This window comes from Myxosarcina sp. GI1 (assembly GCF_000756305.1).
Taxonomy (GTDB): Bacteria; Cyanobacteriota; Cyanobacteriia; order Cyanobacteriales; family Xenococcaceae; genus Myxosarcina.
In genome coordinates, this window is record NZ_JRFE01000060.1 from 33,380 (window position 1) to 56,764 (window position 23,385).

At 39.0% G+C, this 23,385-nt stretch carries 31 protein-coding genes; 13 read left to right on the forward strand and 18 right to left on the reverse strand.

Annotated elements, in window-relative coordinates:
- Positions 1 to 195: 195 nt before the first annotated feature.
- Both KV40_RS30095 and KV40_RS30100 read right to left on the reverse strand, forming a co-directional pair.
- Positions 196 to 1,044 (reverse strand): IS630 family transposase, encoded by an 849-nt coding sequence (locus KV40_RS30095; protein ID WP_072013741.1) that lies wholly within the window; start codon positions 1,042 to 1,044, stop codon positions 196 to 198.
- Positions 1,029 to 1,307, reverse strand: coding sequence for a helix-turn-helix domain-containing protein (locus KV40_RS30100; RefSeq protein WP_036476788.1), 279 nt, complete (start codon positions 1,305 to 1,307; stop codon positions 1,029 to 1,031). Before KV40_RS30100 ends, KV40_RS30095 begins: the two co-directional genes overlap by 16 nt.
- A 260-nt stretch (positions 1,308 to 1,567) precedes the next feature.
- Here KV40_RS30100 and KV40_RS30105 point away from each other — a divergent pair, with 260 nt between their 5' ends.
- From KV40_RS30105 to KV40_RS30120, 4 genes are read left to right on the forward strand one after another with little or no spacing between them, the layout of a single operon-like run.
- On the forward strand, positions 1,568 to 2,719 hold the full coding sequence (locus tag KV40_RS30105) for a ParM/StbA family protein (protein ID WP_052056106.1): 1,152 nt from the start codon (positions 1,568 to 1,570) through the stop codon (positions 2,717 to 2,719).
- Positions 2,720 to 2,735: 16 nt separating this feature from the next.
- The gene (locus tag KV40_RS30110) at positions 2,736 to 3,113 is read left to right on the forward strand and encodes a hypothetical protein (protein ID WP_036489125.1); all 378 of its coding nucleotides are present in this window, start codon (positions 2,736 to 2,738) and stop codon (positions 3,111 to 3,113) included.
- A 12-nt stretch (positions 3,114 to 3,125) separates the two neighbouring features.
- Complete coding sequence (locus tag KV40_RS30115) at positions 3,126 to 3,638, forward strand: hypothetical protein (protein ID WP_036489128.1); 513 nt, start codon at positions 3,126 to 3,128, stop codon at positions 3,636 to 3,638.
- A 14-nt stretch (positions 3,639 to 3,652) separates the two neighbouring features.
- On the forward strand, positions 3,653 to 3,961 hold the full coding sequence (locus KV40_RS30120; RefSeq protein ID WP_036489131.1) for a hypothetical protein: 309 nt from the start codon (positions 3,653 to 3,655) through the stop codon (positions 3,959 to 3,961).
- Positions 3,962 to 4,187: 226 nt separating this feature from the next.
- Here the strand turns inward: KV40_RS30120 and KV40_RS35440 are convergent, their stop codons facing one another.
- The 8 genes from KV40_RS35440 to KV40_RS30155 all read right to left on the reverse strand — a co-directional run bounded on the left by KV40_RS35440 (position 4,188) and on the right by KV40_RS30155 (position 8,778).
- On the reverse strand, positions 4,188 to 4,355 hold the full coding sequence (locus tag KV40_RS35440; protein WP_156114257.1) for a hypothetical protein: 168 nt from the start codon (positions 4,353 to 4,355) through the stop codon (positions 4,188 to 4,190).
- A gap of 206 nt (positions 4,356 to 4,561) precedes the next feature.
- Positions 4,562 to 4,909, reverse strand: a complete 348-nt coding sequence (locus KV40_RS30125) for a hypothetical protein (RefSeq protein WP_036489133.1) — start codon at positions 4,907 to 4,909, stop codon at positions 4,562 to 4,564.
- Positions 4,910 to 5,084: 175 nt separating this feature from the next.
- Complete coding sequence (locus KV40_RS30130; protein ID WP_036489134.1) at positions 5,085 to 5,744, reverse strand: methyltransferase; 660 nt, start codon at positions 5,742 to 5,744, stop codon at positions 5,085 to 5,087.
- A gap of 145 nt (positions 5,745 to 5,889) precedes the next feature.
- On the reverse strand, positions 5,890 to 6,240 hold the full coding sequence (locus KV40_RS30135; RefSeq protein ID WP_036489137.1) for a hypothetical protein: 351 nt from the start codon (positions 6,238 to 6,240) through the stop codon (positions 5,890 to 5,892).
- Between the two features lie 109 nt (positions 6,241 to 6,349).
- A complete protein-coding gene (locus KV40_RS30140; RefSeq protein WP_036489140.1) occupies positions 6,350 to 7,276 on the reverse strand; it encodes an ArdC family protein in 927 nt (308 codons plus the stop codon).
- Positions 7,277 to 7,311: 35 nt separating this feature from the next.
- On the reverse strand, positions 7,312 to 7,992 hold the full coding sequence (locus KV40_RS34440; protein WP_172657367.1) for a KTSC domain-containing protein: 681 nt from the start codon (positions 7,990 to 7,992) through the stop codon (positions 7,312 to 7,314).
- 24 nt (positions 7,993 to 8,016) lie between these two features.
- Complete coding sequence (locus tag KV40_RS30150; RefSeq protein WP_036489143.1) at positions 8,017 to 8,301, reverse strand: hypothetical protein; 285 nt, start codon at positions 8,299 to 8,301, stop codon at positions 8,017 to 8,019.
- Between the two features lie 111 nt (positions 8,302 to 8,412).
- On the reverse strand, positions 8,413 to 8,778 hold the full coding sequence (locus KV40_RS30155; protein ID WP_052056110.1) for a hypothetical protein: 366 nt from the start codon (positions 8,776 to 8,778) through the stop codon (positions 8,413 to 8,415).
- Between the two features lie 1,110 nt (positions 8,779 to 9,888).
- On the opposite strand from KV40_RS30155, the gene KV40_RS30160 reads away from it, so the two are divergent.
- The 6 genes from KV40_RS30160 to KV40_RS30185 all read left to right on the forward strand — a co-directional run bounded on the left by KV40_RS30160 (position 9,889) and on the right by KV40_RS30185 (position 13,582).
- The gene (locus KV40_RS30160; RefSeq protein WP_052056110.1) at positions 9,889 to 10,254 is read left to right on the forward strand and encodes a hypothetical protein; all 366 of its coding nucleotides are present in this window, start codon (positions 9,889 to 9,891) and stop codon (positions 10,252 to 10,254) included.
- Between the two features lie 111 nt (positions 10,255 to 10,365).
- Positions 10,366 to 10,650: a hypothetical protein gene (locus KV40_RS30165; protein WP_036489143.1), complete on the forward strand. Its 285-nt coding sequence runs from the start codon at positions 10,366 to 10,368 to the stop codon at positions 10,648 to 10,650.
- A gap of 24 nt (positions 10,651 to 10,674) precedes the next feature.
- On the forward strand, positions 10,675 to 11,355 hold the full coding sequence (locus tag KV40_RS34445; protein ID WP_172657367.1) for a KTSC domain-containing protein: 681 nt from the start codon (positions 10,675 to 10,677) through the stop codon (positions 11,353 to 11,355).
- Between the two features lie 35 nt (positions 11,356 to 11,390).
- Positions 11,391 to 12,317 (forward strand): ArdC family protein, encoded by a 927-nt coding sequence (locus KV40_RS30175; protein WP_036489140.1) that lies wholly within the window; start codon positions 11,391 to 11,393, stop codon positions 12,315 to 12,317.
- Positions 12,318 to 12,426: 109 nt separating this feature from the next.
- Positions 12,427 to 12,777: a hypothetical protein gene (locus KV40_RS30180; RefSeq protein WP_036489137.1), complete on the forward strand. Its 351-nt coding sequence runs from the start codon at positions 12,427 to 12,429 to the stop codon at positions 12,775 to 12,777.
- Between the two features lie 145 nt (positions 12,778 to 12,922).
- A complete protein-coding gene (locus tag KV40_RS30185) occupies positions 12,923 to 13,582 on the forward strand; it encodes a methyltransferase (protein WP_036489134.1) in 660 nt (219 codons plus the stop codon).
- Between the two features lie 111 nt (positions 13,583 to 13,693).
- Here KV40_RS30185 and KV40_RS30190 read toward each other — a convergent pair whose 3' ends face one another.
- Positions 13,694 to 14,374 carry a nucleotidyl transferase AbiEii/AbiGii toxin family protein gene (locus KV40_RS30190; protein ID WP_036489145.1) on the reverse strand — a complete coding sequence of 227 codons (681 nt, stop codon included), beginning with the start codon at positions 14,372 to 14,374 and terminating at the stop codon, positions 13,694 to 13,696.
- Positions 14,367 to 14,870 (reverse strand): hypothetical protein, encoded by a 504-nt coding sequence (locus KV40_RS30195; protein ID WP_036489147.1) that lies wholly within the window; start codon positions 14,868 to 14,870, stop codon positions 14,367 to 14,369. Before KV40_RS30195 ends, KV40_RS30190 begins: the two co-directional genes overlap by 8 nt.
- Positions 14,871 to 15,405: 535 nt before the next feature.
- On the opposite strand from KV40_RS30195, the gene KV40_RS35445 reads away from it, so the two are divergent.
- Together KV40_RS35445 and KV40_RS30200 are read left to right on the forward strand one after the other, a co-directional pair.
- Positions 15,406 to 15,582 (forward strand): hypothetical protein, encoded by a 177-nt coding sequence (locus KV40_RS35445; RefSeq protein WP_156114258.1) that lies wholly within the window; start codon positions 15,406 to 15,408, stop codon positions 15,580 to 15,582.
- 1 nt (position 15,583) lies between these two features.
- Positions 15,584 to 16,237: a hypothetical protein gene (locus tag KV40_RS30200; RefSeq protein ID WP_036489150.1), complete on the forward strand. Its 654-nt coding sequence runs from the start codon at positions 15,584 to 15,586 to the stop codon at positions 16,235 to 16,237.
- Positions 16,238 to 16,367: 130 nt separating this feature from the next.
- Here the strand turns inward: KV40_RS30200 and KV40_RS30205 are convergent, their stop codons facing one another.
- Together KV40_RS30205 and KV40_RS30210 are read right to left on the reverse strand one after the other, a co-directional pair.
- Positions 16,368 to 17,216, reverse strand: coding sequence for an IS630 family transposase (locus KV40_RS30205; protein WP_072013741.1), 849 nt, complete (start codon positions 17,214 to 17,216; stop codon positions 16,368 to 16,370).
- A complete protein-coding gene (locus tag KV40_RS30210) occupies positions 17,201 to 17,479 on the reverse strand; it encodes a helix-turn-helix domain-containing protein (RefSeq protein WP_036476788.1) in 279 nt (92 codons plus the stop codon). Before KV40_RS30210 ends, KV40_RS30205 begins: the two co-directional genes overlap by 16 nt.
- Before the next feature lie 730 nt (positions 17,480 to 18,209).
- On the opposite strand from KV40_RS30210, the gene KV40_RS37505 reads away from it, so the two are divergent.
- Positions 18,210 to 18,509 carry a hypothetical protein gene (locus KV40_RS37505; protein WP_371260859.1) on the forward strand — a complete coding sequence of 100 codons (300 nt, stop codon included), beginning with the start codon at positions 18,210 to 18,212 and terminating at the stop codon, positions 18,507 to 18,509.
- On the opposite strand, the gene KV40_RS30215 is transcribed toward KV40_RS37505, so the two are convergent.
- The 4 genes from KV40_RS30215 to KV40_RS32830 form a co-directional block, all read right to left on the reverse strand.
- Positions 18,456 to 18,716 (reverse strand): DUF1830 domain-containing protein, encoded by a 261-nt coding sequence (locus KV40_RS30215; protein WP_052055869.1) that lies wholly within the window; start codon positions 18,714 to 18,716, stop codon positions 18,456 to 18,458. The two genes, KV40_RS37505 and KV40_RS30215, sit on opposite strands and share 54 nt — an antisense overlap.
- Before the next feature lie 628 nt (positions 18,717 to 19,344).
- Entirely contained in the window at positions 19,345 to 20,121 is a 777-nt protein-coding gene (locus tag KV40_RS30220) for a hypothetical protein (RefSeq protein WP_036489153.1), read from the reverse strand.
- Between the two features lie 154 nt (positions 20,122 to 20,275).
- Positions 20,276 to 20,434: a hypothetical protein gene (locus tag KV40_RS30225; protein ID WP_172657368.1), complete on the reverse strand. Its 159-nt coding sequence runs from the start codon at positions 20,432 to 20,434 to the stop codon at positions 20,276 to 20,278.
- A gap of 23 nt (positions 20,435 to 20,457) precedes the next feature.
- On the reverse strand, positions 20,458 to 23,340 hold the full coding sequence (locus tag KV40_RS32830; protein WP_052056112.1) for a phage/plasmid primase, P4 family: 2,883 nt from the start codon (positions 23,338 to 23,340) through the stop codon (positions 20,458 to 20,460).
- Positions 23,341 to 23,385 lie beyond the last annotated feature (45 nt).

Sequence of the window (23,385 nt, forward strand, 5' to 3'; positions counted from 1 at the left end):
GCTCTTAACGTTATGTTCTGTCAAACATAGAGCAGATATTTATACTCCTGCTATAGAGCGACCATAAACGAGATATATTCGTGCTATGTTTTTAACAGTACAAAAAAACTAACAAAGTAGTTGTAAATTTAAGTATTAAATAATACAAAAATAATTAATAGGCTATAGAGAGAAAAATAAGGTATTAAACCGCATCTACTTTGAAAACCGTAGTTTTTCTTCTTCTGGATCGAGGTGTTTTTTAACCCACAAGCGATCGCTTAAAAACAGTGGAGTAGTATTAATTAGATGCTGAAAATCAGCAACAGCAGAAATTAACTCTTGTTGTTGGTCATAACAAACATGATAAGTTATGTCTTCTCTGAGCCATTGCCAAAGATGTTCGACAGGCATAAAATCTGGGCTATAGCCAGGTAATTGTAGAAGATGGATGTCCATTGCTGATGCTGCCTCGGTGACCACTTTAGCACGATGATATGGTGCGCCATCCCAAACCACAGTTATTTGTTGCTGGGGAAATTCGACTCGCAACTTTTTGAGAACATCAATGGTATTAATTTTCTCTGCTTTCTCATAAGGAAAAATTCTGGTTTGCGCCTGATTATAGAGGTAAACACCATAAAAAGAGACTTTCTTTCTTCCAGGAGAACTAGAGCTGACCCAAAACCTTTCTCCCCGAATTGACCAACCGTAACCTTCATCGGTATCTAAATGTATATGGGCTTCATCAATATAGATAATTAATCGCTTTTGATGAAGTGCATCCTCTAATAATTCAGTAATTTGTTCGACAAATTCAGCTCTTTTGGCGGTATTGCCTTTATTAAGCAACTTCTTCGCTTTCTTCCAGGAAAAACCCATCTGCTTAAGAGTTTTTCTGACTGTCTCTCGACAACAATTTATCTTCCACTTCTGTTTCAGCCAGTGGACGAATCTTTTTAACGTCCAACGTGGAAACCCTTGAGATTTCCTCCCTCTTTCTTGTGGTGCTAATGCTGACCTTAAAAGAGCTTTCTGGATTTGATTCCCTAAATCTTTTCGCACCGTTTCGGAAAAAAAGGGTTTCTTCCTCCCGTTCTTTGATACTCGACGGCTTTGAGACCTTCTTGATTATAACGATGCACCCATTCCATTACTGTTTGGGGATTTCTTCGGGTTTGTTCCCCTACCTTTGTAGCACTTTTCCCTTCACTAATTTCATACAATGCCATCAGTCTCTCTCTTGTTCGAGGATGTTTGGCAGCCAATGCCTCTGTTCTTAATAACTCTTTGCTTTGATTCCAACGAGCGTAATCTACTTTTAACATCAAATCGATCTTATTTTTCTTCTCTTAATCAGCCTATTTGATTTTGAGCCAAAACTCCAGTTTTCAAACTGGACGGGGTTTATTAACCTATGTTTGTATAAATTTGAGTGTTGTCTAGCGTTCGCTCATCAAGATATAGCTTTTAATTAGCTATCAATGCTTTTTATTAGTTTGCGTTTAAAATGAGTTTTAAGAGTATATCGCTGCCTATTGTGAGATAGCTTACGAAACTGGATCTAAAGTTTTACATTTTTTGAAAAATGAACAGGACTATTAAAATTGCTTTTGATGGAGGCACTAGCAGTAGCAAAGTAATTGCCTCTTATCCAGATATCAACTCTAGTTCCAAGTTTGATGATGAAAACTATTTTTTTCTCAACTCTAAAATTCAACAAATAGAAGAAGATTATTACCAAGATTTGCTGACAGAAATAACCGAAATGGGAGAAGATATTACCACGATAAACAGCCTTATCAGTTTTATCGATCCTAAAAACAACGAACTGGTTTACTGGCAAATAAGCGAATCGATAGCACAAAGAGGACTTCTTTTTGTCGATGGGAGGAAGTTTGAGACTTTGGTAATCAAAGTATTGGCTTTTATTGGCTATCTATGCCAGAGGTATGAAGATTGTAGTCTTATGGACATCGAGCTAGAATTGGGGATTTTATTGCCTCTAGATGAAATAGAAGATAGAGAAGACTTGGCTAAATGGCTTAGAGAAATAATTGATAATTCTGGATTTAGGGTCAACAACAAATTGTTTGATAATCTTCAAATCAAAAAAATCAATATTAAACCTGAAGGTTATGGATTATACAAAACTTCAAAAGTTGAAAATACAGGAGTATTGATAGTTGGTCATAATGACTTTAGCTGGCTTTTTTTTAAAGACAATTTTTTTTATTTAGAAGCTTCTAAAACGCTACCAGGAGCGGGAATACACGATCTATTAGCAAAATTAAAATTTCCCGTTCAGAATGAATTACAGATGGCAAAAATTATTCTAGAAGCTGGAGTAGAGTGCGATCGTCAAATATTAACGCAACTTACTCAAACCAAAAGTGAAGATGAATTAAACAGGCTAGTTAGAGAAATAAGAAAAGCTAGAGAGAGATACTGGAATGAACGCCAGCGAGACTTAACAAAACTGGAGATTAATTTAGCAGAAAAAGTATATATTGGAGGAGGAGGAGCTTATTATTTCAAGGATGAGTTGAAGCATTTATTCAAGAATTATGGAATAAAAATAGACTGGTGTAGAACGCTAAAAAAAGATTTTTGCGCTCGCTTCGAGCTAAAATCTACTAATGAAATGGCGAATTTATTTTTGGATTGCTATAGTTATTTTAAATTTTTAGATGGAGTAAAAACTGTGACTGGTACTGTTGAAAAAATGGTGTTGAAATAAATTTGAGGGCAAATAAATGACGCAAGTTAGATTTTCTCTCAACACGACTTTCGTAGATACTAAAATAGTTGCTAGAGTAATAAGGTTTCTTAAAGAAGAAAAAATTAAGAGAGAAGGAGTAGAAATAGCTCTATCTAATTTTTTCGGTGCATTAGCAGTAGCTAGTGAAGGAGGAAGTGTCGAAGAAGTACAAGCTTTAATTGAAAAATCGCGGTTTCAATTTGAGACTTACCAAAATTTAGCGTTAACTAGATTGGAAAATAGAGTCAATAAATCACACAGTTTTGAAGAAGATAATAAATCATTTTCAGATAATACTGACAAAGTGGTAGCTGCTAATTTATCAAAAGAAAAAATAAAAGCGATTATTAGCCTTGATGAAGAAGAATTTTGATTGGTAAAAACGATGAATAAAAAATTTGACGATATTGCTGATAACTTTCAAATATCTGGAGAAATCAAAGAACAAATTCTCAAAGGTATGGGAGTTGAAAATTTTAACAAAAATCCTAGTAAAGACAAAATAGAAGCTTTTAGTTCTATTTGCGAATCTATTAAAAATGGGTCTTCTCATGAAGAAGCGATCGCTAATTGTCTGCGCGAGCGCGAATTGGCAGAGACAACAAGAGAAAATATTTTGAGTTCGGGAAACATTGCTGAAGTTAGTCAAGATATAGGAAGAGAAACGGGCAGACAAATGGCTCGTATAATTCCGCCACTTCAACAGCAAGGTTGTAGTGATGTCGTAGAAGGATTTAATAGAGGATTAGCAGAAGGTTTTCGAGAAGCGTTAGGAGAAATTGACTTTAACGAAATACTTGATGATTTTTCAAATCTAGATATAGAAGATATTCGTCAGGGGAAGCTAAAGAATGGCTCAAGCAATGCAGCCTTACCTCAAAGCAATTTAGAATTGTAGCTAGAAGTATAATTTTGAGCGAATTATTTTGTTTGTTAGCTGAAGAAGAAAAAGCTCTAAAAATTAGAGCTAATATCTTAGTCATTAAACAAAAAGAATATATACAGAGAGAAAAAGATTTAGAACAAAAACAAAAGCAAAGAAGACTTTTAAGATTAGAAATTTTCAATATTTTAGAATCTTTGCCATTTATTACTTTAGTCGGTGCGATTGTTCTGTCTTTAGGTATATTTATAGGAATTAACGTTTCAGATGTTTCGGGTTGTTACAAAGAAAATACTCTTTGTCAAATTATGAGATTGAGAACAAAAGTTAATTATTAAGGCAACTAAGAATTATACAACCTTAATCTTTAAGTTTGCTGAGAACCTGCGTTTCGTTTTAAACTCTATCATCATTTTAAACTCTATCATCATTATTACGTTCCAGTATTTAGGACAGTCCTTGGCAATCGCTTTTCTTTCTGAGTTTTATTTATGCTAGCGATTGCCCTTGGCACTGGCGAAGCCAATCGCTATATGCACGCTAAAATCAAGTAAATTCGATTAATTATTCCTTTGAGCTAATTACCTGCGGAATGTCGGGATAAAGCATCACCAAGGTCAACCCCCGTGACCCCTGTAATCCCATACTATTGGTGTCGGCACTAGTGGTAAAAGTGACTAATTCCCCTACCTTTAAGGTCTTGGCAATTTTTGGGGGTAATAAAACTTCCAAACTTTGAGCATCGCTCCACTCAGCTACTCCACCCTGTCGAGCAACTGCTGTCCTAAATTACCAAAAGCGGAGTCTAGTTTTTTTGGCTCTTCATTGGCTACCAGACTGTAACTCAGTCTGGGTGTTATGATTTGAGACTAAACATGATTTGTACAAATGTTGAATTGTACAATTGATAATTTGTGTAAATCAAAGCCTAAACAAGTTTATTCATAACTACCGAGAAAATTCCAGTAATCTTCTGATACTGGTTCGATATCGGAAGAAGTTCGATTGTGAGACCCATCCCAATAGTTAGGTTCAGCCAAATCAGAGTAATGACTGTCTTCTATTATTTCAGCACGAATGCGGTCTATGTAGCGTTGCTTATTTACGGCTGAAGTTGAAACTCTTAATTGTTGTTGTTCTTCAGCAATAGTTTCTGAGTTTTCTAAGGGAACATCATCAGAAATTGGTTCGATGTTAGGGGATGGTGAGGATGATTTGGTTGGGAGTTCAATAAAAGGATCTGAAGTAGCGGCACTTCGTCTTCGTCTTTTAATGGGTTCGCTCATTAATGGATAGTCGAGTAAAACAGTTATGAATGTTTATATTCTAGGTAGTTAATGAAAATAGATGAAGGCAAAATTACAAAAAGGGCATTTATATAAAGCGATCGCCAATTGGCTCTGGCAGTGGTAGAGCTAATCGCAGCAACCGAAACATGGTCGAGATATAAAATAGAGGTAGTCAGGGTTTAGAGATAAGAATGAGTTGGAGGGGGGTGTTAGTGGGGCGGTCGCTGTGGCTCATAGCTTGGTTGCAGTTGAGAAAACGAGCATTAACCCAATCGAGCCAAGAGAAGAAGCGGCGATCGCTTGAGCTTGGCTTAAGTTGATAGTGATGAGCGAGAGTAACGAGTTTGCCCCCAGATTTAAGGAATTGATAGGCGTGTTGGGTGTGGTTGGCAACATCACTACGACTAAAAGGAGGATTGGCAATAATGCGATCGTAAACTGGTTGAGGAGTGCTGCTAAGAAAATCATCGCCGAGTAAGTTGTAGCCTTGCAACTTCAAAGCTTTCTGTAACAGGGGATGCACTTCAAAGCAATCGATTTGTTTAACTCCAGAATTACGAAGTATTTGGCAAAGGTCGCCAGCACCAGCAGAAGGTTCTAAAACGCGATGATGAGGCTGAATGTTAGCAAGTTCGAGCATCTTTTGAATTAGCTCATAAGGTGTAGGGTAAAAGTCCCAAATACCTTGTTCTAGTGCAAATTGTCTAATGTAGTTGATTTCTAAATTAGTAAGTGTCTGCTTGAGACTGGTAATAAGTTGGTCGAGTTCTTCGGCGGTAGAAGCAATATTAGGAGAAAAACTATCGAGTTGAGCGGCAAGGGAAGTAATCATGTCGAACTATTCTAGGGGTTGGCAGATTTGGAAAAAGTTTTTGATTACAGGACACCATTCTGGTGTATGAAGTATTTCACCGATTAAGCGATCGGCTTTGCCGCTGGCTTCGCCAATCGCTACGGTGTGGAGAAAGTGGAGATAGTTAAACTAAAGCTTGAATAAGCTCTGATTTACGGGCATTAGAGACAGATTTGCCAGTAAAGTTATGAACTCGATGATGAAGGTTGTTATTGCGGATGAAAGAACGAAGCTCACGAATAGTCATTAAATCCAATGAAGGTAATTCTGGTTCTACTAAAGGCTCGGTGGTAGGATTGAGTAGAGCTTTGGTTTGTTGGTAAAACTCATCGGATACGGTGGAATATTGTTCGAGACAATCGAGAAAAGATAAAGTAAGCTCGAAAACAAACAAGCCACCAAAAGTAAATGCAGAGACAATGATAAAGCCGTTGATAAAATAATCGAGAGCGGTAATACTAGCGGATAAAGACATGAGAGAAAACCTGAAAAGTGGTGGTGGTTAAATTTCGATGTGTCGAAGAATCAATATAGTTATTATATCTCATATCTTAAATATGGTCAAGATATGAATAATAAATAGATTAAGGTTGCGTTGCCTCGGAGTGCGGTGGTGTAAGTAACCAGTTAGCAGCCTTAATAGCTTGTTGAGCGGCGCGAAAGAAAGCTTGTTTATCCTGCTGTAAAACCTCAAGCCAATTGCTGATGTAGCTAGCGTGGTTTTCTAGTTGGCTTTCGATGTGTAGCTGCCCACAAACAAAAGATGCGCCAATTTCGGCAATCAACTCCTCGAAGGCATAAGAGCAGCTACCAAACTGTTTAGTCTTCTCCCGATTTAGGCGCGATCGATGTCCCGTCCAATGTATGAATTCGTGAAGGTAAGTAGCATAGTAGGCGATCGCTCCAGAAAAGTTTTGATAGTGAGGCATCCGAATTTTATCGAGCGAGGGAATGTAGCAAGCGCAATTGCCACCGAAGGAAACTTGAGCTTGTTGTGCCTCGATTAAAGCTTCTGCTGCTTTTAACCTCGGCTCGGTGTTAGTTCCCGTCACCTGTCGTTGTTTTAGATAGCTAGCAATCTTGTCGTCGGCGTTAGTATCGTCGAAGCAATCAACATTAAAGACATTGAACCATTTATTAAAGACATTGAACCATTTACCAGTGTTGTAAGCTCGTTGTTGCTTTTTGCCTGTCTGCTTATCTTCTTCCTCAATGACAACCGTACCGCCCCATCTGAGATAAGTTGCCTTGCTACCCTTTCTAATCTTCCAGCCTTTTTCTTGAGCCTGTTTAAAGCCAATAAAGAAAGGGTGTTCCCATTCGTTGAGAGTAGTATCAATGCAGCAAATTAGCGGATTGATGCCACGATAATCATTACCCGTGATTAAGTTACCGTAGGGAGTAGCCGACCAAGGCTTGACCCAAGGCTTTTTTCCTTGAGAAAGAAGGGTAATTAATTTCTGAGTAATGAGGTCGTATTTGTCCGTTTTTAAATAGTTTTGAGATGTCATGATAATTTCTGAAAGGTTTTGAGAAAATAAATAGATTAGTTAGAGAGACATCGATAGGAAAAGCGATCGCGAATGTGGGCATTAAAGAAAGTACCTTGAGATTCAGCCTCGCGGAATTCATCAAAGAAATCGGAGGAGATATTATCGTATTGATAGACAGCACCGCGATCGAAGCGAATTAAAAGTACTGAGTCAGAGCGATCGTAAAAGATAGCAGCGATCGCCGAAGAATCAACTTCAATCCAGTCAGGTTCATTAGGTTCGATGCCTTGCTCGGCAAGACGTTCGAGGACATGGGGATTGTTAGAAGAATTAGCTATAGTTTGCCAATCTTTTTTAGTTAGAGAAAGGGAATGCTCGATTTGCTTATCTTTGAGAAAGTTTAGTATGGTTTTAGAATTAGGTGAGTTACGAGCTAATTGTTGCCATTGCTGAAAAGTAAGAGAAAGAGTAATTTCGGTTTCTGCCAGAGAGGGATCGATCTCAAAGTCAGAGCAAGAATAGATGGGAGAATTGTTAAGAGTATAGCGATCGAGGGTTTTAAGCTGTTGCCAAATTTTGACGTAGACAGGAGCGACACTACAAACTGTATCTTCAGGGTGATGAGGGTGGCGATTGGCTTCGCCAGTGCGCGGAGCGCAATCGAGATAACGGCATTGAGAACAATCAGTAAGAGGCATAGTATAAAAGTCGGGATAGAGAATAAGCGGAGGCAAGTTTAAACTCGCCTTTGAGGTGTGTTAACGAGGAGGAAAAGGAACAGCCTCAGACATCACGCGACGATAGGCGGAATAAGGCATCTTAAAGCAGCTTTCGACTTGAGAGAGAGTTGATTTATCTAAGTGTGATGTAGGGGAGCTAATAAAGCTTTCTACGATAGATTCGAGATGACTTTTGATTAGGGAAGCGATCGCGTCTTCATCAGCAATGCCGTCGGGATAATCGCTTTCAAGCTCACAAATCAAGTTTTCTGTAGCTTGTTTAATGTCTTCTTCAGTAATTTCGAGGTGTAGGTGTAGAGTCATGATAAATAGAGATATAAGATGTATGAGTTGAGATACGATGAAATATGTAGAGAAGAAACATAACTAAGGGAGGCGATTGCTCTCTCTTAATAGCAATCGCCTGTTATGCCGTTACCAGCGTTGTTGAAAACCTGTGGTGTAGTAATCGTATTCTTCGTGGTTGCAGCCAAGATCCCGTAATTGTTGAGATTCGGTTAAGTAATCGAGTCCAAAAGCAGAAGGATCGGAATAACGTTGCATTTGGTGAATTTCGATTTCTGCTTCAAAACCACTGAGATGTAGGGGTTCATGAACTTCGCATAACTCGCAACGATAGAGAGTTTTGAGAGTCTTGAGGTAGCCTGATACCTCGTCTTGTTTACAACCGAGATAAACGACAAATTCTGAGTCAGTTTTATTAGTCTGGCAAATTACTAAACTAGAACAAAGTTCTTGAAGAGAAGTTGAATTTGTTTTTGATTGAGAATCGATTAACATAAGAAATACCTCTTGTTTTGGGAGGGGAAAGCCGAGAGAAAGATACTTTGGTCGGTGTTGTTTCCTTGGCTTTCTGTTGGTTTCAATATGTTTATCATATCTCATATTTAGGATATGGTCAAGATATAAGATACGAAATACGATAACAATATTTAATGAGTGTAATCGATGGAGAGCCGAAAACTAGAAAGCCAACAAAAGCTATAACCTTTACACAGTAAGAATTACAAAGCTCACAATCTAGATTGATAAAAAAATACCAGCAAAAAAAGCATAAACATAATTGATATAAGAAATTTAAATAAGCGTATCTAAAAGCGTATTTAAAATACGATAAATAAGCGTATATTCAAGATACAAGATACAGTAATCGCATCCATGCAAGAGCGATCCCCAAATTCGTAAAAGCTAAAACCCATACACAGTAGTAGTTATGGATGGTTGCAATAACAAGTACAGGGGATCGAGGAAGGCAAGATACGATACATAAGATATGATTATAGACCAAGATACGGTAAGCCAGCGATCGCCAGCACTAGGATTTTAATATGATAATTATCATATTAAAATCCTAGTGCTGGCGATCGCTGGCTTACCGTATCTTGGTCTATAATCATATCTTATGTATCGTATCTTGCCTTCCTCGATCCCCTGTACTTGTTATTGCAACCATCCATAACTACTACTGTGTATGGGTTTTAGCTTTTACGAATTTGGGGATCGCTCTTGCATGGATGCGATTACTGTATCTTGTATCTTGAATATACGCTTATTTATCGTATTTTAAATACGCTTTTAGATACGCTTATTTAAATTTCTTATATCAATTATGTTTATGCTTTTTTTGCTGGTATTTTTTTATCAATCTAGATTGTGAGCTTTGTAATTCTTACTGTGTAAAGGTTATAGCTTTTGTTGGCTTTCTAGTTTTCGGCTCTCCATCGATTACACTCATTAAATATTGTTATCGTATTTCGTATCTTATATCTTGACCATATCCTAAATATGAGATATGATAAACATATTGAAACCAACAGAAAGCCAAGGAAACAACACCGACCAAAGTATCTTTCTCTCGGCTTTCCCCTCCCAAAACAAGAGGTATTTCTTATGTTAATCGATTCTCAATCAAAAACAAATTCAACTTCTCTTCAAGAACTTTGTTCTAGTTTAGTAATTTGCCAGACTAATAAAACTGACTCAGAATTTGTCGTTTATCTCGGTTGTAAACAAGACGAGGTATCAGGCTACCTCAAGACTCTCAAAACTCTCTATCGTTGCGAGTTATGCGAAGTTCATGAACCCCTACATCTCAGTGGTTTTGAAGCAGAAATCGAAATTCACCAAATGCAACGTTATTCCGATCCTTCTGCTTTTGGACTCGATTACTTAACCGAATCTCAACAATTACGGGATCTTGGCTGCAACCACGAAGAATACGATTACTACACCACAGGTTTTCAACAACGCTGGTAACGGCATAACAGGCGATTGCTATTAAGAGAGAGCAATCGCCTCCCTTAGTTATGTTTCTTCTCTACATATTTCATCGTATCTCAACTCATACATCTTATATCTCTATTTATCATGACTCTACACCTACACCTCGAAATTACTGAAGAAGACATTAAACAAGCTACAGAAAACTTGATTTGTGAGCTTGAAAGCGATTATCCCGACGGCATTGCTGATGAAGACGCGATCGCTTCCCTAATCAAAAGTCATCTCGAATCTATCGTAGAAAGCTTTATTAGCTCCCCTACATCACACTTAGATAAATCAACTCTCTCTCAAGTCGAAAGCTGCTTTAAGATGCCTTATTCCGCCTATCGTCGCGTGATGTCTGAGGCTGTTCCTTTTCCTCCTCGTTAACACACCTCAAAGGCGAGTTTAAACTTGCCTCCGCTTATTCTCTATCCCGACTTTTATACTATGCCTCTTACTGATTGTTCTCAATGCCGTTATCTCGATTGCGCTCCGCGCACTGGCGAAGCCAATCGCCACCCTCATCACCCTGAAGATACAGTTTGTAGTGTCGCTCCTGTCTACGTCAAAATTTGGCAACAGCTTAAAACCCTCGATCGCTATACTCTTAACAATTCTCCCATCTATTCTTGCTCTGACTTTGAGATCGATCCCTCTCTGGCAGAAACCGAAATTACTCTTTCTCTTACTTTTCAGCAATGGCAACAATTAGCTCGTAACTCACCTAATTCTAAAACCATACTAAACTTTCTCAAAGATAAGCAAATCGAGCATTCCCTTTCTCTAACTAAAAAAGATTGGCAAACTATAGCTAATTCTTCTAACAATCCCCATGTCCTCGAACGTCTTGCCGAGCAAGGCATCGAACCTAATGAACCTGACTGGATTGAAGTTGATTCTTCGGCGATCGCTGCTATCTTTTACGATCGCTCTGACTCAGTACTTTTAATTCGCTTCGATCGCGGTGCTGTCTATCAATACGATAATATCTCCTCCGATTTCTTTGATGAATTCCGCGAGGCTGAATCTCAAGGTACTTTCTTTAATGCCCACATTCGCGATCGCTTTTCCTATCGATGTCTCTCTAACTAATCTATTTATTTTCTCAAAACCTTTCAGAAATTATCATGACATCTCAAAACTATTTAAAAACGGACAAATACGACCTCATTACTCAGAAATTAATTACCCTTCTTTCTCAAGGAAAAAAGCCTTGGGTCAAGCCTTGGTCGGCTACTCCCTACGGTAACTTAATCACGGGTAATGATTATCGTGGCATCAATCCGCTAATTTGCTGCATTGATACTACTCTCAACGAATGGGAACACCCTTTCTTTATTGGCTTTAAACAGGCTCAAGAAAAAGGCTGGAAGATTAGAAAGGGTAGCAAGGCAACTTATCTCAGATGGGGCGGTACGGTTGTCATTGAGGAAGAAGATAAGCAGACAGGCAAAAAGCAACAACGAGCTTACAACACTGGTAAATGGTTCAATGTCTTTAATAAATGGTTCAATGTCTTTAATGTTGATTGCTTCGACGATACTAACGCCGACGACAAGATTGCTAGCTATCTAAAACAACGACAGGTGACGGGAACTAACACCGAGCCGAGGTTAAAAGCAGCAGAAGCTTTAATCGAGGCACAACAAGCTCAAGTTTCCTTCGGTGGCAATTGCGCTTGCTACATTCCCTCGCTCGATAAAATTCGGATGCCTCACTATCAAAACTTTTCTGGAGCGATCGCCTACTATGCTACTTACCTTCACGAATTCATACATTGGACGGGACATCGATCGCGCCTAAATCGGGAGAAGACTAAACAGTTTGGTAGCTGCTCTTATGCCTTCGAGGAGTTGATTGCCGAAATTGGCGCATCTTTTGTTTGTGGGCAGCTACACATCGAAAGCCAACTAGAAAACCACGCTAGCTACATCAGCAATTGGCTTGAGGTTTTACAGCAGGATAAACAAGCTTTCTTTCGCGCCGCTCAACAAGCTATTAAGGCTGCTAACTGGTTACTTACACCACCGCACTCCGAGGCAACGCAACCTTAATCTATTTATTATTCATATCTTGACCATATTTAAGATATGAGATATAATAACTATATTGATTCTTCGACACATCGAAATTTAACCACCACCACTTTTCAGGTTTTCTCTCATGTCTTTATCCGCTAGTATTACCGCTCTCGATTATTTTATCAACGGCTTTATCATTGTCTCTGCATTTACTTTTGGTGGCTTGTTTGTTTTCGAGCTTACTTTATCTTTTCTCGATTGTCTCGAACAATATTCCACCGTATCCGATGAGTTTTACCAACAAACCAAAGCTCTACTCAATCCTACCACCGAGCCTTTAGTAGAACCAGAATTACCTTCATTGGATTTAATGACTATTCGTGAGCTTCGTTCTTTCATCCGCAATAACAACCTTCATCATCGAGTTCATAACTTTACTGGCAAATCTGTCTCTAATGCCCGTAAATCAGAGCTTATTCAAGCTTTAGTTTAACTATCTCCACTTTCTCCACACCGTAGCGATTGGCGAAGCCAGCGGCAAAGCCGATCGCTTAATCGGTGAAATACTTCATACACCAGAATGGTGTCCTGTAATCAAAAACTTTTTCCAAATCTGCCAACCCCTAGAATAGTTCGACATGATTACTTCCCTTGCCGCTCAACTCGATAGTTTTTCTCCTAATATTGCTTCTACCGCCGAAGAACTCGACCAACTTATTACCAGTCTCAAGCAGACACTTACTAATTTAGAAATCAACTACATTAGACAATTTGCACTAGAACAAGGTATTTGGGACTTTTACCCTACACCTTATGAGCTAATTCAAAAGATGCTCGAACTTGCTAACATTCAGCCTCATCATCGCGTTTTAGAACCTTCTGCTGGTGCTGGCGACCTTTGCCAAATACTTCGTAATTCTGGAGTTAAACAAATCGATTGCTTTGAAGTGCATCCCCTGTTACAGAAAGCTTTGAAGTTGCAAGGCTACAACTTACTCGGCGATGATTTTCTTAGCAGCACTCCTCAACCAGTTTACGATCGCATTATTGCCAATCCTCCTTTTAGTCGTAGTGATGTTGCCAACCACACCCAACACGCCTATCAATTCCTTAAATCTGGGGGCAAACTCGTTACTCTCGCTCATCACTATCAACTTAAGCCAAGCTCAAGCGATCGCCGCTTCTTCTCTTGGCTCGATTGGGTTAATGCTCGTTTTCTCAACTGCAACCAAGCTATGAGCCACAGCGACCGCCCCACTAACACCCCCCTTCAACTCATTCTTATATCCAAACCCTGACTACCCCTATCTCATATCTCAACCGTATCTTAGATATGACTCTCGGTTGCTGCGATTAACTTTACCACTGCCAAAGAAAATCGCGATGGTATCGGCTGCAAATCCAAATAGTCATTCGGAAATAGCCAACTTTTTAATCATCTCGACCGTTCTTTCTTCGCGACTGACACTAGAGGAGGGTAAAAAACTAGCGACAGCATCTTCCAAACTGGACTGATTCTCTTTAAACCATTGCTGTAAAAATGTTTTGATTTCTCCTTCTGCTTCCTCAACTTCTCTGATTAAAACTTCACAGCCATCGAGCAAAACAATGATATCCTCAATATCTTTAGAAAAATAAAAGCCTTCACCTCGACCTAAAAATGCCTCAATTTTGCTTGCCAATAAATATAAAGGAGAGAAGATATAAATCCTGCGACCGCTTGGCAAAACATAAATATTTGAATTCTGGAGAGCTTCCACATACCAACGATTGCTAAATCCTAAAACTTCGACTCCACAAGGCATAATATCGATTAATAGTTCTTCATATTCCCACCGACACATGGGAGCTTTCGGTTGTCTGCATTCAGACAATCCCGCTTCTCTAAGCATCGTCGCCAATCTATAGTATTCAGAACGAGAAAATATTTCCACCACGCAGTCTACATCTTTAGTCGGTCGTAACTCATTTCGTATTATTTCATCAACATAAAGAACGAGCGTTCCGCCTCCCGTAAAAACGAATCGTTCGGGAACCTTAGCTAAAATTGCCGCTACTCTTTCCAAATTCTCAATTTGCCGATTAGTCATACAATCTCTTTTTCAGTTCTGAGCCTGCCAATTCTCTTTCCCTGATTTTGCCCACTCTTAAGCCATCGACCAGACAAAGCATTTCGTATAAATGCGGATCTTCTAATACCGCTTCTGGTACGGAACGATATAAAGGTTTAATCTCTTGACCCTTCACCTTACCCGAACCAAATGCCCAGACATAAACATCGCGATCGCTAATTGTTAGTAAATCCTTTAAAGGTTCTGCTGAATGAGCCGTAGGCATTCCCCGCACTAAAGCACCAGGTTGAGTGGGGAAGGCATATTTCAAACCGTGAATCAAAAACTCTTCTAAAGCGGGTTTTAAAACTCTTCTTCGCGAATCGCTGTATAGACCGCTTGTGGAACATCGTTTCAAAGCCGCATGAACTTCTGAAGAACTCATCTTCAAACTTTTCGCTAACTCGCTATAAGTCCACTGTTTATCCCAACTACAAACTTTGAGTAAAACTAAAATATCTTGGGGTTTGAGCATTCTGAAATTAGATTCACACTGCTATCTTTATTCTATATTCGCGAATAGCGAATAGCTAGTAATAGTCTAACTTAAATTCGGAGTTTCATACTGCTGCCCACAAAGTCAAAAATTATTATACCAATCCTGAAAAACTAGCCGTTAGTTAACTATTAATGTTTGAGCTTTGATTTATACAAATCAATAATTGTACAATTCATCATTCGTACAATTAACTTTTTGCCAAAAATCATAACACCCAGACTGTAACTTAGTCTGGGTGCGGATTTAATATATGCCAGCTTTTTATTCATAGCAGCTAGCGGTATTTATCATAAGAGTTTCAATTGATTCAATTTTAGACTTGAGATTTCTATCTGAAAAGTCATCTTCCTCACTCGAAGACAAAATTCATCTTCTCTTGATAATTCGTTTACAGGTAATTATTATTTGTTTCTCCTACATTGATTTTCAAAGCAATTTACTAATTTATTCCATCCAAATTTGTGCTACGAGAGATATAATTATGTACAAGAGATATGTCGCGGTATAAATTGTGTTGGAACTAAAAGAAGCATTACAACAAAGGCTTGCTGCACTCAACGGCGAACCCACTAAGTCTAAAAATAAAGTTATTACCAACACCTCTATTGAATATATTACTCGTACTTTGACTCAGGCTGGCATTTTAAACGAGCAAGGTAAAATTCGCGACCTAAATATATCTGCATAGCGTGTACGTCTCACCTCAAATAGTTGTCGGATTTCATGGCTGCGATCGCACTATTGCCGATAAGGTCATACAACAAAATACCCATCTTTCTAGTAGCGAGAATAAATACGATTGGTTAGGACACGGTATTTACTTTTGGGAAGGCAGCTATGAAAGAGCATTCGATTGTGCTAAAAACAGTAGTAAAGTTTCTAATCCAGCCGTGATCGGTGCTTTCATACGATTGGGTAACTGTCTAGATTTACTAGATACTGCCAAAATAGAATATCTCAAACTTGGCTATGAAATATTAGAACAAGAAGCCAATAAGTTACAGATAGCTTTGCCAAAGAACAAAAGTTTTCGTAACGGTATTAGTTTTAACAGAGAATTAGATTGTGAGGTAATCCAAAGAATTCATCAGTTCAACAACGAACTTATCGCCAATCGTCTCAATTTACTCAATATCGAAGGCGAGAATAAGATCCAGATACAATGTCATCCTGACTTTATCGATTCAGTTAGAGGAATGTTTCCTGAAGGCGATGAGGTTTATCCTGGTGCAGGGTTTTTATCCCAGAATCACATACAGTTGTGTATTGTAAACCCCAACTGTATTATTGGCTATTTTAATCCCATAAAACAAAATGAGGATTATAAGAAATTCTCAGGTTAGTATTTTTTCTTCTCGAAAATTAGATTGCTATGGGATTACTTTGATAATATCCCTTTCTTGTTTTATAGCAATTTATTGACAGTTTAAAATACGATCGAGATCGCACTGATGAACTCTGGATAAACCGCATCTACTTTGAAAACCGTAGTTTTTCTTCTTCTGGATCGAGGTGTTTTTTAACCCACAAGCGATCGCTTAAAAACAGTGGAGTAGTATTAATTAGATGCTGAAAATCAGCAACAGCAGAAATTAACTCTTGTTGTTGGTCATAACAAACATGATAAGTTATGTCTTCTCTGAGCCATTGCCAAAGATGTTCGACAGGCATAAAATCTGGGCTATAGCCAGGTAATTGTAGAAGATGGATGTCCATTGCTGATGCTGCCTCGGTGACCACTTTAGCACGATGATATGGTGCGCCATCCCAAACCACAGTTATTTGTTGCTGGGGAAATTCGACTCGCAACTTTTTGAGAACATCAATGGTATTAATTTTCTCTGCTTTCTCATAAGGAAAAATTCTGGTTTGCGCCTGATTATAGAGGTAAACACCATAAAAAGAGACTTTCTTTCTTCCAGGAGAACTAGAGCTGACCCAAAACCTTTCTCCCCGAATTGACCAACCGTAACCTTCATCGGTATCTAAATGTATATGGGCTTCATCAATATAGATAATTAATCGCTTTTGATGAAGTGCATCCTCTAATAATTCAGTAATTTGTTCGACAAATTCAGCTCTTTTGGCGGTATTGCCTTTATTAAGCAACTTCTTCGCTTTCTTCCAGGAAAAACCCATCTGCTTAAGAGTTTTTCTGACTGTCTCTCGACAACAATTTATCTTCCACTTCTGTTTCAGCCAGTGGACGAATCTTTTTAACGTCCAACGTGGAAACCCTTGAGATTTCCTCCCTCTTTCTTGTGGTGCTAATGCTGACCTTAAAAGAGCTTTCTGGATTTGATTCCCTAAATCTTTTCGCACCGTTTCGGAAAAAAAGGGTTTCTTCCTCCCGTTCTTTGATACTCGACGGCTTTGAGACCTTCTTGATTATAACGATGCACCCATTCCATTACTGTTTGGGGATTTCTTCGGGTTTGTTCCCCTACCTTTGTAGCACTTTTCCCTTCACTAATTTCATACAATGCCATCAGTCTCTCTCTTGTTCGAGGATGTTTGGCAGCCAATGCCTCTGTTCTTAATAACTCTTTGCTTTGATTCCAACGAGCGTAATCTACTTTTAACATCAAATCGATCTTATTTTTCTTCTCTTAATCAGCCTATTTGATTTTGAGCCAAAACTCCAGTTTTCAAACTGGACGGGGTTTATATCGATAATTAAGAGTACCAATATTAACTCTAATATGTCTCTTTCTAATCTCAATCGGATAATCGGTAAAATTATATATCAGACAGGAAAGCTTAGAGTAATCGAAGCTATGTATTTAGATTGGGAAAGCGACAATCGTTAAATCAAATCATCTAGCAAGTCTATCATTTCACTCTGTAAAGAGGTACGATTATCGCCGTAAATCATGCACAATAGCCCTGCGATAAAAGCGATAGATAATAAAGAAAGATAAAAAGCGCGACCGCACTTCCATAGTCATGAACATTTTAGATCCCACAACTGAACAACAAATCGTTGAGCGAGTTCTCAAAGCTAAAGCCGAACGACCACAGTTTTTAGCTCGAATGAAAGTTAGACAGTAACAAGGTTGGTCAATTGCTCGTCAGTGCGCTCTTGTTCTCAAAGAGCAATTTGGAGTTAGTAAAGTAGTGTTGTTTGGTTCGATACCCGATGTCGAATCGATTTTTGAAGACTCTGACATCGACCTCGCCGTTTGGGGTTTACCCAGTCATCTTTATTAGAAAGCTGGATGTGCTTTAGACAACATAATATTGGAAAACGGCTATAATTTTTTCCCTATCAATTTAGTTGACGTTAACGATGCTTAACCCCGCATCCTTGACGCGATCGCGCTAGACATACATGGTTTTTATTCTGGGATCGAACGAATTTTTGAGAAAATCGCTAAACAAATCGATCGCAATCCACCAGCTAAATCCGAGCAGTGGCACAAAAATCTTTTACAGCAAATGACCGTTGCTATCTCCCAGGTTCGAGATGCTGTAATTAGCACTTCAAATCTGGCTAATCTGGATGAACTAGGGGGAAAACTAGCGAAGGCTTTGTTGTGTGTAAGTATTCTTATAACTGGCTTATCGATTAGATTTGATTGGAGCGTGGCTTTGCAATTGTTGACAAGGAATTGAAGCGAACAAAGATGTCTTGCCAGCTACTTCAATAAATATATTCAACCCACTTCCCTCAGAAGCCTTAAATAAAAGTTTTTCGTAGGGAAAAATAACTTTCTCAAATTCAGGGTTCTCTGGAATTTTAGCCACTTGAATCTCAGAGGTGAGATTAATATAAGCACAAAGCAATGCTTGATTTTGAGAATTGGAATTATTAATAACCATATACTTGAAGTTTGTTTACATGATGTTTGAGCAGACGTTAAGAGCTTGAATTTCTGTTTGGCTACCAATGTTAGCGTTCAAACATAGAGTGAGAAGGAAGTAATTACAATCCTAGTTGAGATTTAAGCTCAGTTCGACCTGATTATGCAAAAATATCAAATTATAATGCAAAAACTGCATGAAAAAGCGGTTGGGATTGAGAAATTAGGTTAACTTCCATTGCTGATGTGTCCAGGACAGTCCTGGAATAAACTGCATCTAATTTATTAGACATCTCCCGATTGTTGTTTTCCAGTTTCTCCAATTGCACTTGAAATACAGACTCGTAAAAACGCTTCGCTCATTCCGTATCTAAGGTTTCAATTTCCTCGATCATCGGACAATTGTGACAGATAAATTGAAAACTTTTTCGTATATTTGTCCAGCTATAAAAATGTAGTTATACTTTGATTAGATTAATTATGAGTTTTTTATTTTGCCGTCACATCCGTCACATCTATAATTGGCAGGGCTTCTAGCCATTACAATTTCATCACACCCTTCACTGCTCTTAAAACTTATTTGCTGCACATATACTACAGAAGAGGCAGATCTCTACTGCTGTTCGACCGACACTTAAAACAGGTTCTTATTTCAGATACTTGGGTGCTTGAGTTGTGCTTTCCTCAACCTGTTTTATTACTGCAAAGTAATTCTTCTCTGGTCTAAATTTCGCTTTCACGCGCACAAAATAACGGAGCATCTGCTGCTTTTTTTCAAGGTCGAGATTGTATTTAAACGCCGCCACTGTTGAATCTGCCCAATCTACTGGAATGTAATTTGGCTTTAATAGCTGCTTGGCTTTCTTAGTCCCAACTCTTTCTACGGTTTGAGCTAATTTGTCACTGTAATTTCTCAATACCGCAATGACTGGAGTTTCACAAAAGGGTACATACTGCCAAAACCCCGACAGATAGAATTCACCTACCGCCAAATCTTGAAAAATCCCTTCTCTGGTTTCTTCTGAAGTAGCAATCGTCACCAAGTTAAAATCTACTTTGTAGCTTTTTTGTTTTCTGTTGTAGCCAATTTGAGGATAGACTGACACCCTTTTTGTGCTGCTGCCCTGAGACTGTATTTCTTCTACTAACGCCTTGTATCTTTGTCTTGATGTAGCCGTACATCCCAAAAGGTAATTTTGTCCGTCTATGGTGATTGTAAGTTGTTCCTCTTTGGCAATTGCTACTAAACCTCCAATCACTCCGATCGCTTGGAAGATTTTCTTGGATTCTTTAGTCTGAGAGGTTTTGAGTTTGGTTTTAGTTGTTTTGTCTATTTCTAAGTTGGGTGATAAATTTTTCTGGGATTTGGAGGTTTTACTAATCTCAGTGGCTTTCTTTGCAGAGAGTGACAAGGATTTACTCATATTAAACACCCGATATTTTGTGCCTATATAAGCTTACCGAACTTTTTGAGCAATGGCGATCGCGAAGCCATGCCGTAGGCTTATCGCGCTCCGCGCGGTGGCAAAGCCAATCGCGGAAGCATACGCAAGTCGTAGACTCAGCCATGCGCCCTGGCTAATCGCTTCTATTTCTCTCTAAACCCGCTTTAATTGCCGTTCTACCACCTTGCTCGACAGCGTTGGCACTGTAACAAACCAATTCAAAACTATAAACTTTTCCTACTTCATCTATGATTGAAAACTGATAACAATGTGCAGTTGTGTAATAAACCACAAGGATATATTTATCAATCGCTATCAATTTTTCGACTCTAAATTTTTGTTGTGGCATATTTGCAATCGATTAATGTGGACTAACTCATCCACCATTTCTAACGCCACCATATTACCCTCAATAGCTAACACCTGAAATGGTTGCGCCCACGACCAATAAGCAGGACAATCTTCTACCATCACGCGATCGCCTACGCTAATTTCATCGCCTACACTTATTTCTTCATTTTGGGTAGAGATTTCTTCAGCTTCTACTTCCTCAATATCTTCCGCTACCTGTACTAGAGCATCTTCGGTAGTTTCTAAATTACTGGTATCATTCTCATCATCAGCCAATTCTTCTTCTACCATTATTCCGTTTACCACCGCCATCACTTTATCTATTACCAAATTCCAGAGTTTATTAACAACATTCGTGCTACTAGAATCTGTCTTAGTTTTTACTGCTCCGTTAGTAATTAGTGGCGGTTCATCATCTGTTCGATCGCGAAGTCTCAAGCCTTTAATAAATGACCCCAGGCGATCGCGTCCCTTCTCTACATTCAATCTCAACTGATTGTTTAACAGGTCTGATAATAAATTTACGAACCTACGTAACCCGATCGATCTAGTACCCGTATCGTGGCAGTACTCAGCATAGTTAGGGTACAACCATTCATCATTGTGTAAATACCAATTGTCAGAGTTACTGTCTTTATCTCGCTTGGCTACTCCAATATTAGTTCTTGCTTCGGGATCTAAAATTACCTTGTTATCTAGCCAGTCAGCGATGGGATTAGTTTCTACCAATGTCTGTGCCTTCATTACTGCTAAAGAAGGTACAGCAGTTTCATAGTTCTTGACTATTTCAGTCGCTTCCGCTTCGTCCATTTCTAGCACCCAATTGAGCAATCCTGGTAGATAGGGTACGAACTCGCCGAACATTTCTCCGTTACGATGTTCGATTAGGTTCTTCTGGCGATCGCTCTCAATCCGATTGAACATCGGTATCGAAATTCTTCTTCTTTCTAAACCTGAAGTGTAGTCGCTACTTTGGATAACCTCATTAGTTGCCACGATGACCATTGCTTGTGGGGTAAAACCACCACTGCTTTGTTTGTACTTGACTTCATAAGGTAAACTATCTTGACCAGTTAGAGCTTTGAGCTTACTAACCTCTCCCGCATATCTTTCCGAATCGTTAATTAAAACTAGCCTCTTACCAGCAACCGAAGCTGGTTCAAACTTTTCCCCTTCTAGTTTTTTCAGTGTAGTAGTATGAGTGTTCTCACTTCCGACAAGAGCGATCGCTAATCTGGTAAATGTTGACTTTCCCGTTCCTCCAGGTCCTATTAATTCCAAATACTTCTGCCAGTCCGTTCTTCCTGTTACTACACCTCTCAAGTAAGCTCTCATTAACTGAACTAAATCCTCGTCACCCCTACACATTTGGTTTAGCCATTGCTGTATTGGGTAGCAGGACAACAGAGGATTAAAGTCATAAGGCAGACACCAAGTTAACTTATGTTCGGGGGCATGGGGCAGCAGCTTCTTGGTTTCTAAGTTTAAAACTCCGTTTTGTAATGGTAATAATCCCGTTGCTTCGTCCCAAACACGCACTGCCAGATCCATTTTTAATAGACCGACTACACCATTGATAAAACTAATAGTGAAGCTTGGTTTTTTTCCTTTTGGATTTGACTGAGCTATTTTAATGGCGATCGCTTCCAATTCTAACTTTACTAACTGCCCGACAAATTCTGTAGGTTCAATGCTCCAGATTCCCTCTGTTACCGAACTATAACGATACCACTGCTGAAGTTCCGTATTCCAAGCTACGTGCGATCGATACTTGTCTGCTAACCATAAAGCCAAATCTGATTGCGACCAATTAGGAACATTAGTAGACTGAGCGGTTTCTGTTTTCGGCTCTGTTGCTTTTTCGTCATGTTGCTCAGTCTGCTTGTATTGTTGTTCAATAGCAGCCTCTAATTTGGCTATTAGTTCTTCGGCATCTAAATGACCATGAGCTTTTACCCAATCAGCTAAATCTCCTTTCTCTGGTATTTCTGACCAAATATCTTGAGGATTGAGAACCAGACAGGAAAAACCAATTTCGTTGGCTACTGATTCTATTAGTCTGGCTTTTTTTCTTCCTGCTTCATCGTTGTCAGGGAAGTAAACTAATCCCTCTGCACTAGATTTTTTGAGAGCTTTTATAGTTGAGGCGATCGCGTTTTTATTCCAGTTAGAACCCTGCCAAGTAATAGCAGCGATCGCTCTAGCTCTTGCTGCTTCGACGCATTTTTCTCCCTCAACTGCCAGCAACCATTTGTTATGGCAGTTAGCGGCAGCTTCATTTTGTTTATAGGCATTCCAATCTTTTGCTCCCTTTTTCCACCGTACCAAACCGTTTGATGCTCTATGCGCCTGCCTAAAAGTTTTCTCTTTTCCTTTATCGCTTTGCCACTCGAAGCGAGATACCCACTGCGTTTTTGAGTAGTAGTAACGGGTTTCTAGTGCGTTACTCGGTATCCCCTGTTTTTGTAGCCATTGAGGAACTTCTATATCCGTATTCTCTTGGGGCGTATCTTCGGCTGCTGTTGGTAATTTAGCCAAACTAATTTCATTAAAAATCGCTTCAGCAGATGAATATGGATGGTCGAGCTTTTTTCGAGCCAAGCTACCTGAATTATTGCCCTGTTTTCGTTCTTCTTCAACTTCGCTCCAGGGACGAATAGCTTCTCTAATATCCTTGACTTCGCAACCGCACTTGAACGCTTGGTACTTGCCAGTTTTCTTCTCAATTTTGAAACCACCGTCGCCACACACAGGACATTTACAGTGGTATTCAGAACTTGTTTCTTTGACTATTTCTAGACGGTCTGTGTAATCCAGAATTTTAAACGGTGAGATGAAGCCAATCATGCTGCACCTCCGCGATTTAAACAGATTTTTGACTGCTGTACCGAA

What these genes read in the sequence shown, in the direction of transcription:
- KV40_RS30160 (WP_052056110.1), top strand. Translation starts at nt 9,889, where the DNA reads ATGTTAATCGATTCTCAATCAAAAACAAATTCAACTTCTCTTCAAGAA.
- KV40_RS30115 (WP_036489128.1), top strand. Translation starts at nt 3,126, where the DNA reads ATGAATAAAAAATTTGACGATATTGCTGATAACTTTCAAATATCTGGA.
- KV40_RS30140 (WP_036489140.1), bottom strand. Translation starts at nt 7,276, where the DNA reads ATGACATCTCAAAACTATTTAAAAACGGACAAATACGACCTCATTACT.
- KV40_RS30180 (WP_036489137.1), top strand. Translation starts at nt 12,427, where the DNA reads ATGTCTTTATCCGCTAGTATTACCGCTCTCGATTATTTTATCAACGGC.
- KV40_RS30150 (WP_036489143.1), bottom strand. Translation starts at nt 8,301, where the DNA reads ATGACTCTACACCTACACCTCGAAATTACTGAAGAAGACATTAAACAA.
- KV40_RS30210 (WP_036476788.1), bottom strand. Translation starts at nt 17,479, where the DNA reads ATGTTAAAAGTAGATTACGCTCGTTGGAATCAAAGCAAAGAGTTATTA.
- KV40_RS30155 (WP_052056110.1), bottom strand. Translation starts at nt 8,778, where the DNA reads ATGTTAATCGATTCTCAATCAAAAACAAATTCAACTTCTCTTCAAGAA.
- KV40_RS30185 (WP_036489134.1), top strand. Translation starts at nt 12,923, where the DNA reads ATGATTACTTCCCTTGCCGCTCAACTCGATAGTTTTTCTCCTAATATT.
- KV40_RS30220 (WP_036489153.1), bottom strand. Translation starts at nt 20,121, where the DNA reads ATGAGTAAATCCTTGTCACTCTCTGCAAAGAAAGCCACTGAGATTAGT.
- KV40_RS30100 (WP_036476788.1), bottom strand. Translation starts at nt 1,307, where the DNA reads ATGTTAAAAGTAGATTACGCTCGTTGGAATCAAAGCAAAGAGTTATTA.
- KV40_RS30175 (WP_036489140.1), top strand. Translation starts at nt 11,391, where the DNA reads ATGACATCTCAAAACTATTTAAAAACGGACAAATACGACCTCATTACT.
- KV40_RS30215 (WP_052055869.1), bottom strand. Translation starts at nt 18,716, where the DNA reads ATGGTTATTAATAATTCCAATTCTCAAAATCAAGCATTGCTTTGTGCT.
- KV40_RS30135 (WP_036489137.1), bottom strand. Translation starts at nt 6,240, where the DNA reads ATGTCTTTATCCGCTAGTATTACCGCTCTCGATTATTTTATCAACGGC.
- KV40_RS30110 (WP_036489125.1), top strand. Translation starts at nt 2,736, where the DNA reads ATGACGCAAGTTAGATTTTCTCTCAACACGACTTTCGTAGATACTAAA.
- KV40_RS30195 (WP_036489147.1), bottom strand. Translation starts at nt 14,870, where the DNA reads ATGCTCAAACCCCAAGATATTTTAGTTTTACTCAAAGTTTGTAGTTGG.
- KV40_RS30130 (WP_036489134.1), bottom strand. Translation starts at nt 5,744, where the DNA reads ATGATTACTTCCCTTGCCGCTCAACTCGATAGTTTTTCTCCTAATATT.
- KV40_RS30105 (WP_052056106.1), top strand. Translation starts at nt 1,568, where the DNA reads ATGAACAGGACTATTAAAATTGCTTTTGATGGAGGCACTAGCAGTAGC.
- KV40_RS32830 (WP_052056112.1), bottom strand. Translation starts at nt 23,340, where the DNA reads ATGATTGGCTTCATCTCACCGTTTAAAATTCTGGATTACACAGACCGT.
- KV40_RS30125 (WP_036489133.1), bottom strand. Translation starts at nt 4,909, where the DNA reads ATGAGCGAACCCATTAAAAGACGAAGACGAAGTGCCGCTACTTCAGAT.
- KV40_RS30190 (WP_036489145.1), bottom strand. Translation starts at nt 14,374, where the DNA reads ATGACTAATCGGCAAATTGAGAATTTGGAAAGAGTAGCGGCAATTTTA.
- KV40_RS30165 (WP_036489143.1), top strand. Translation starts at nt 10,366, where the DNA reads ATGACTCTACACCTACACCTCGAAATTACTGAAGAAGACATTAAACAA.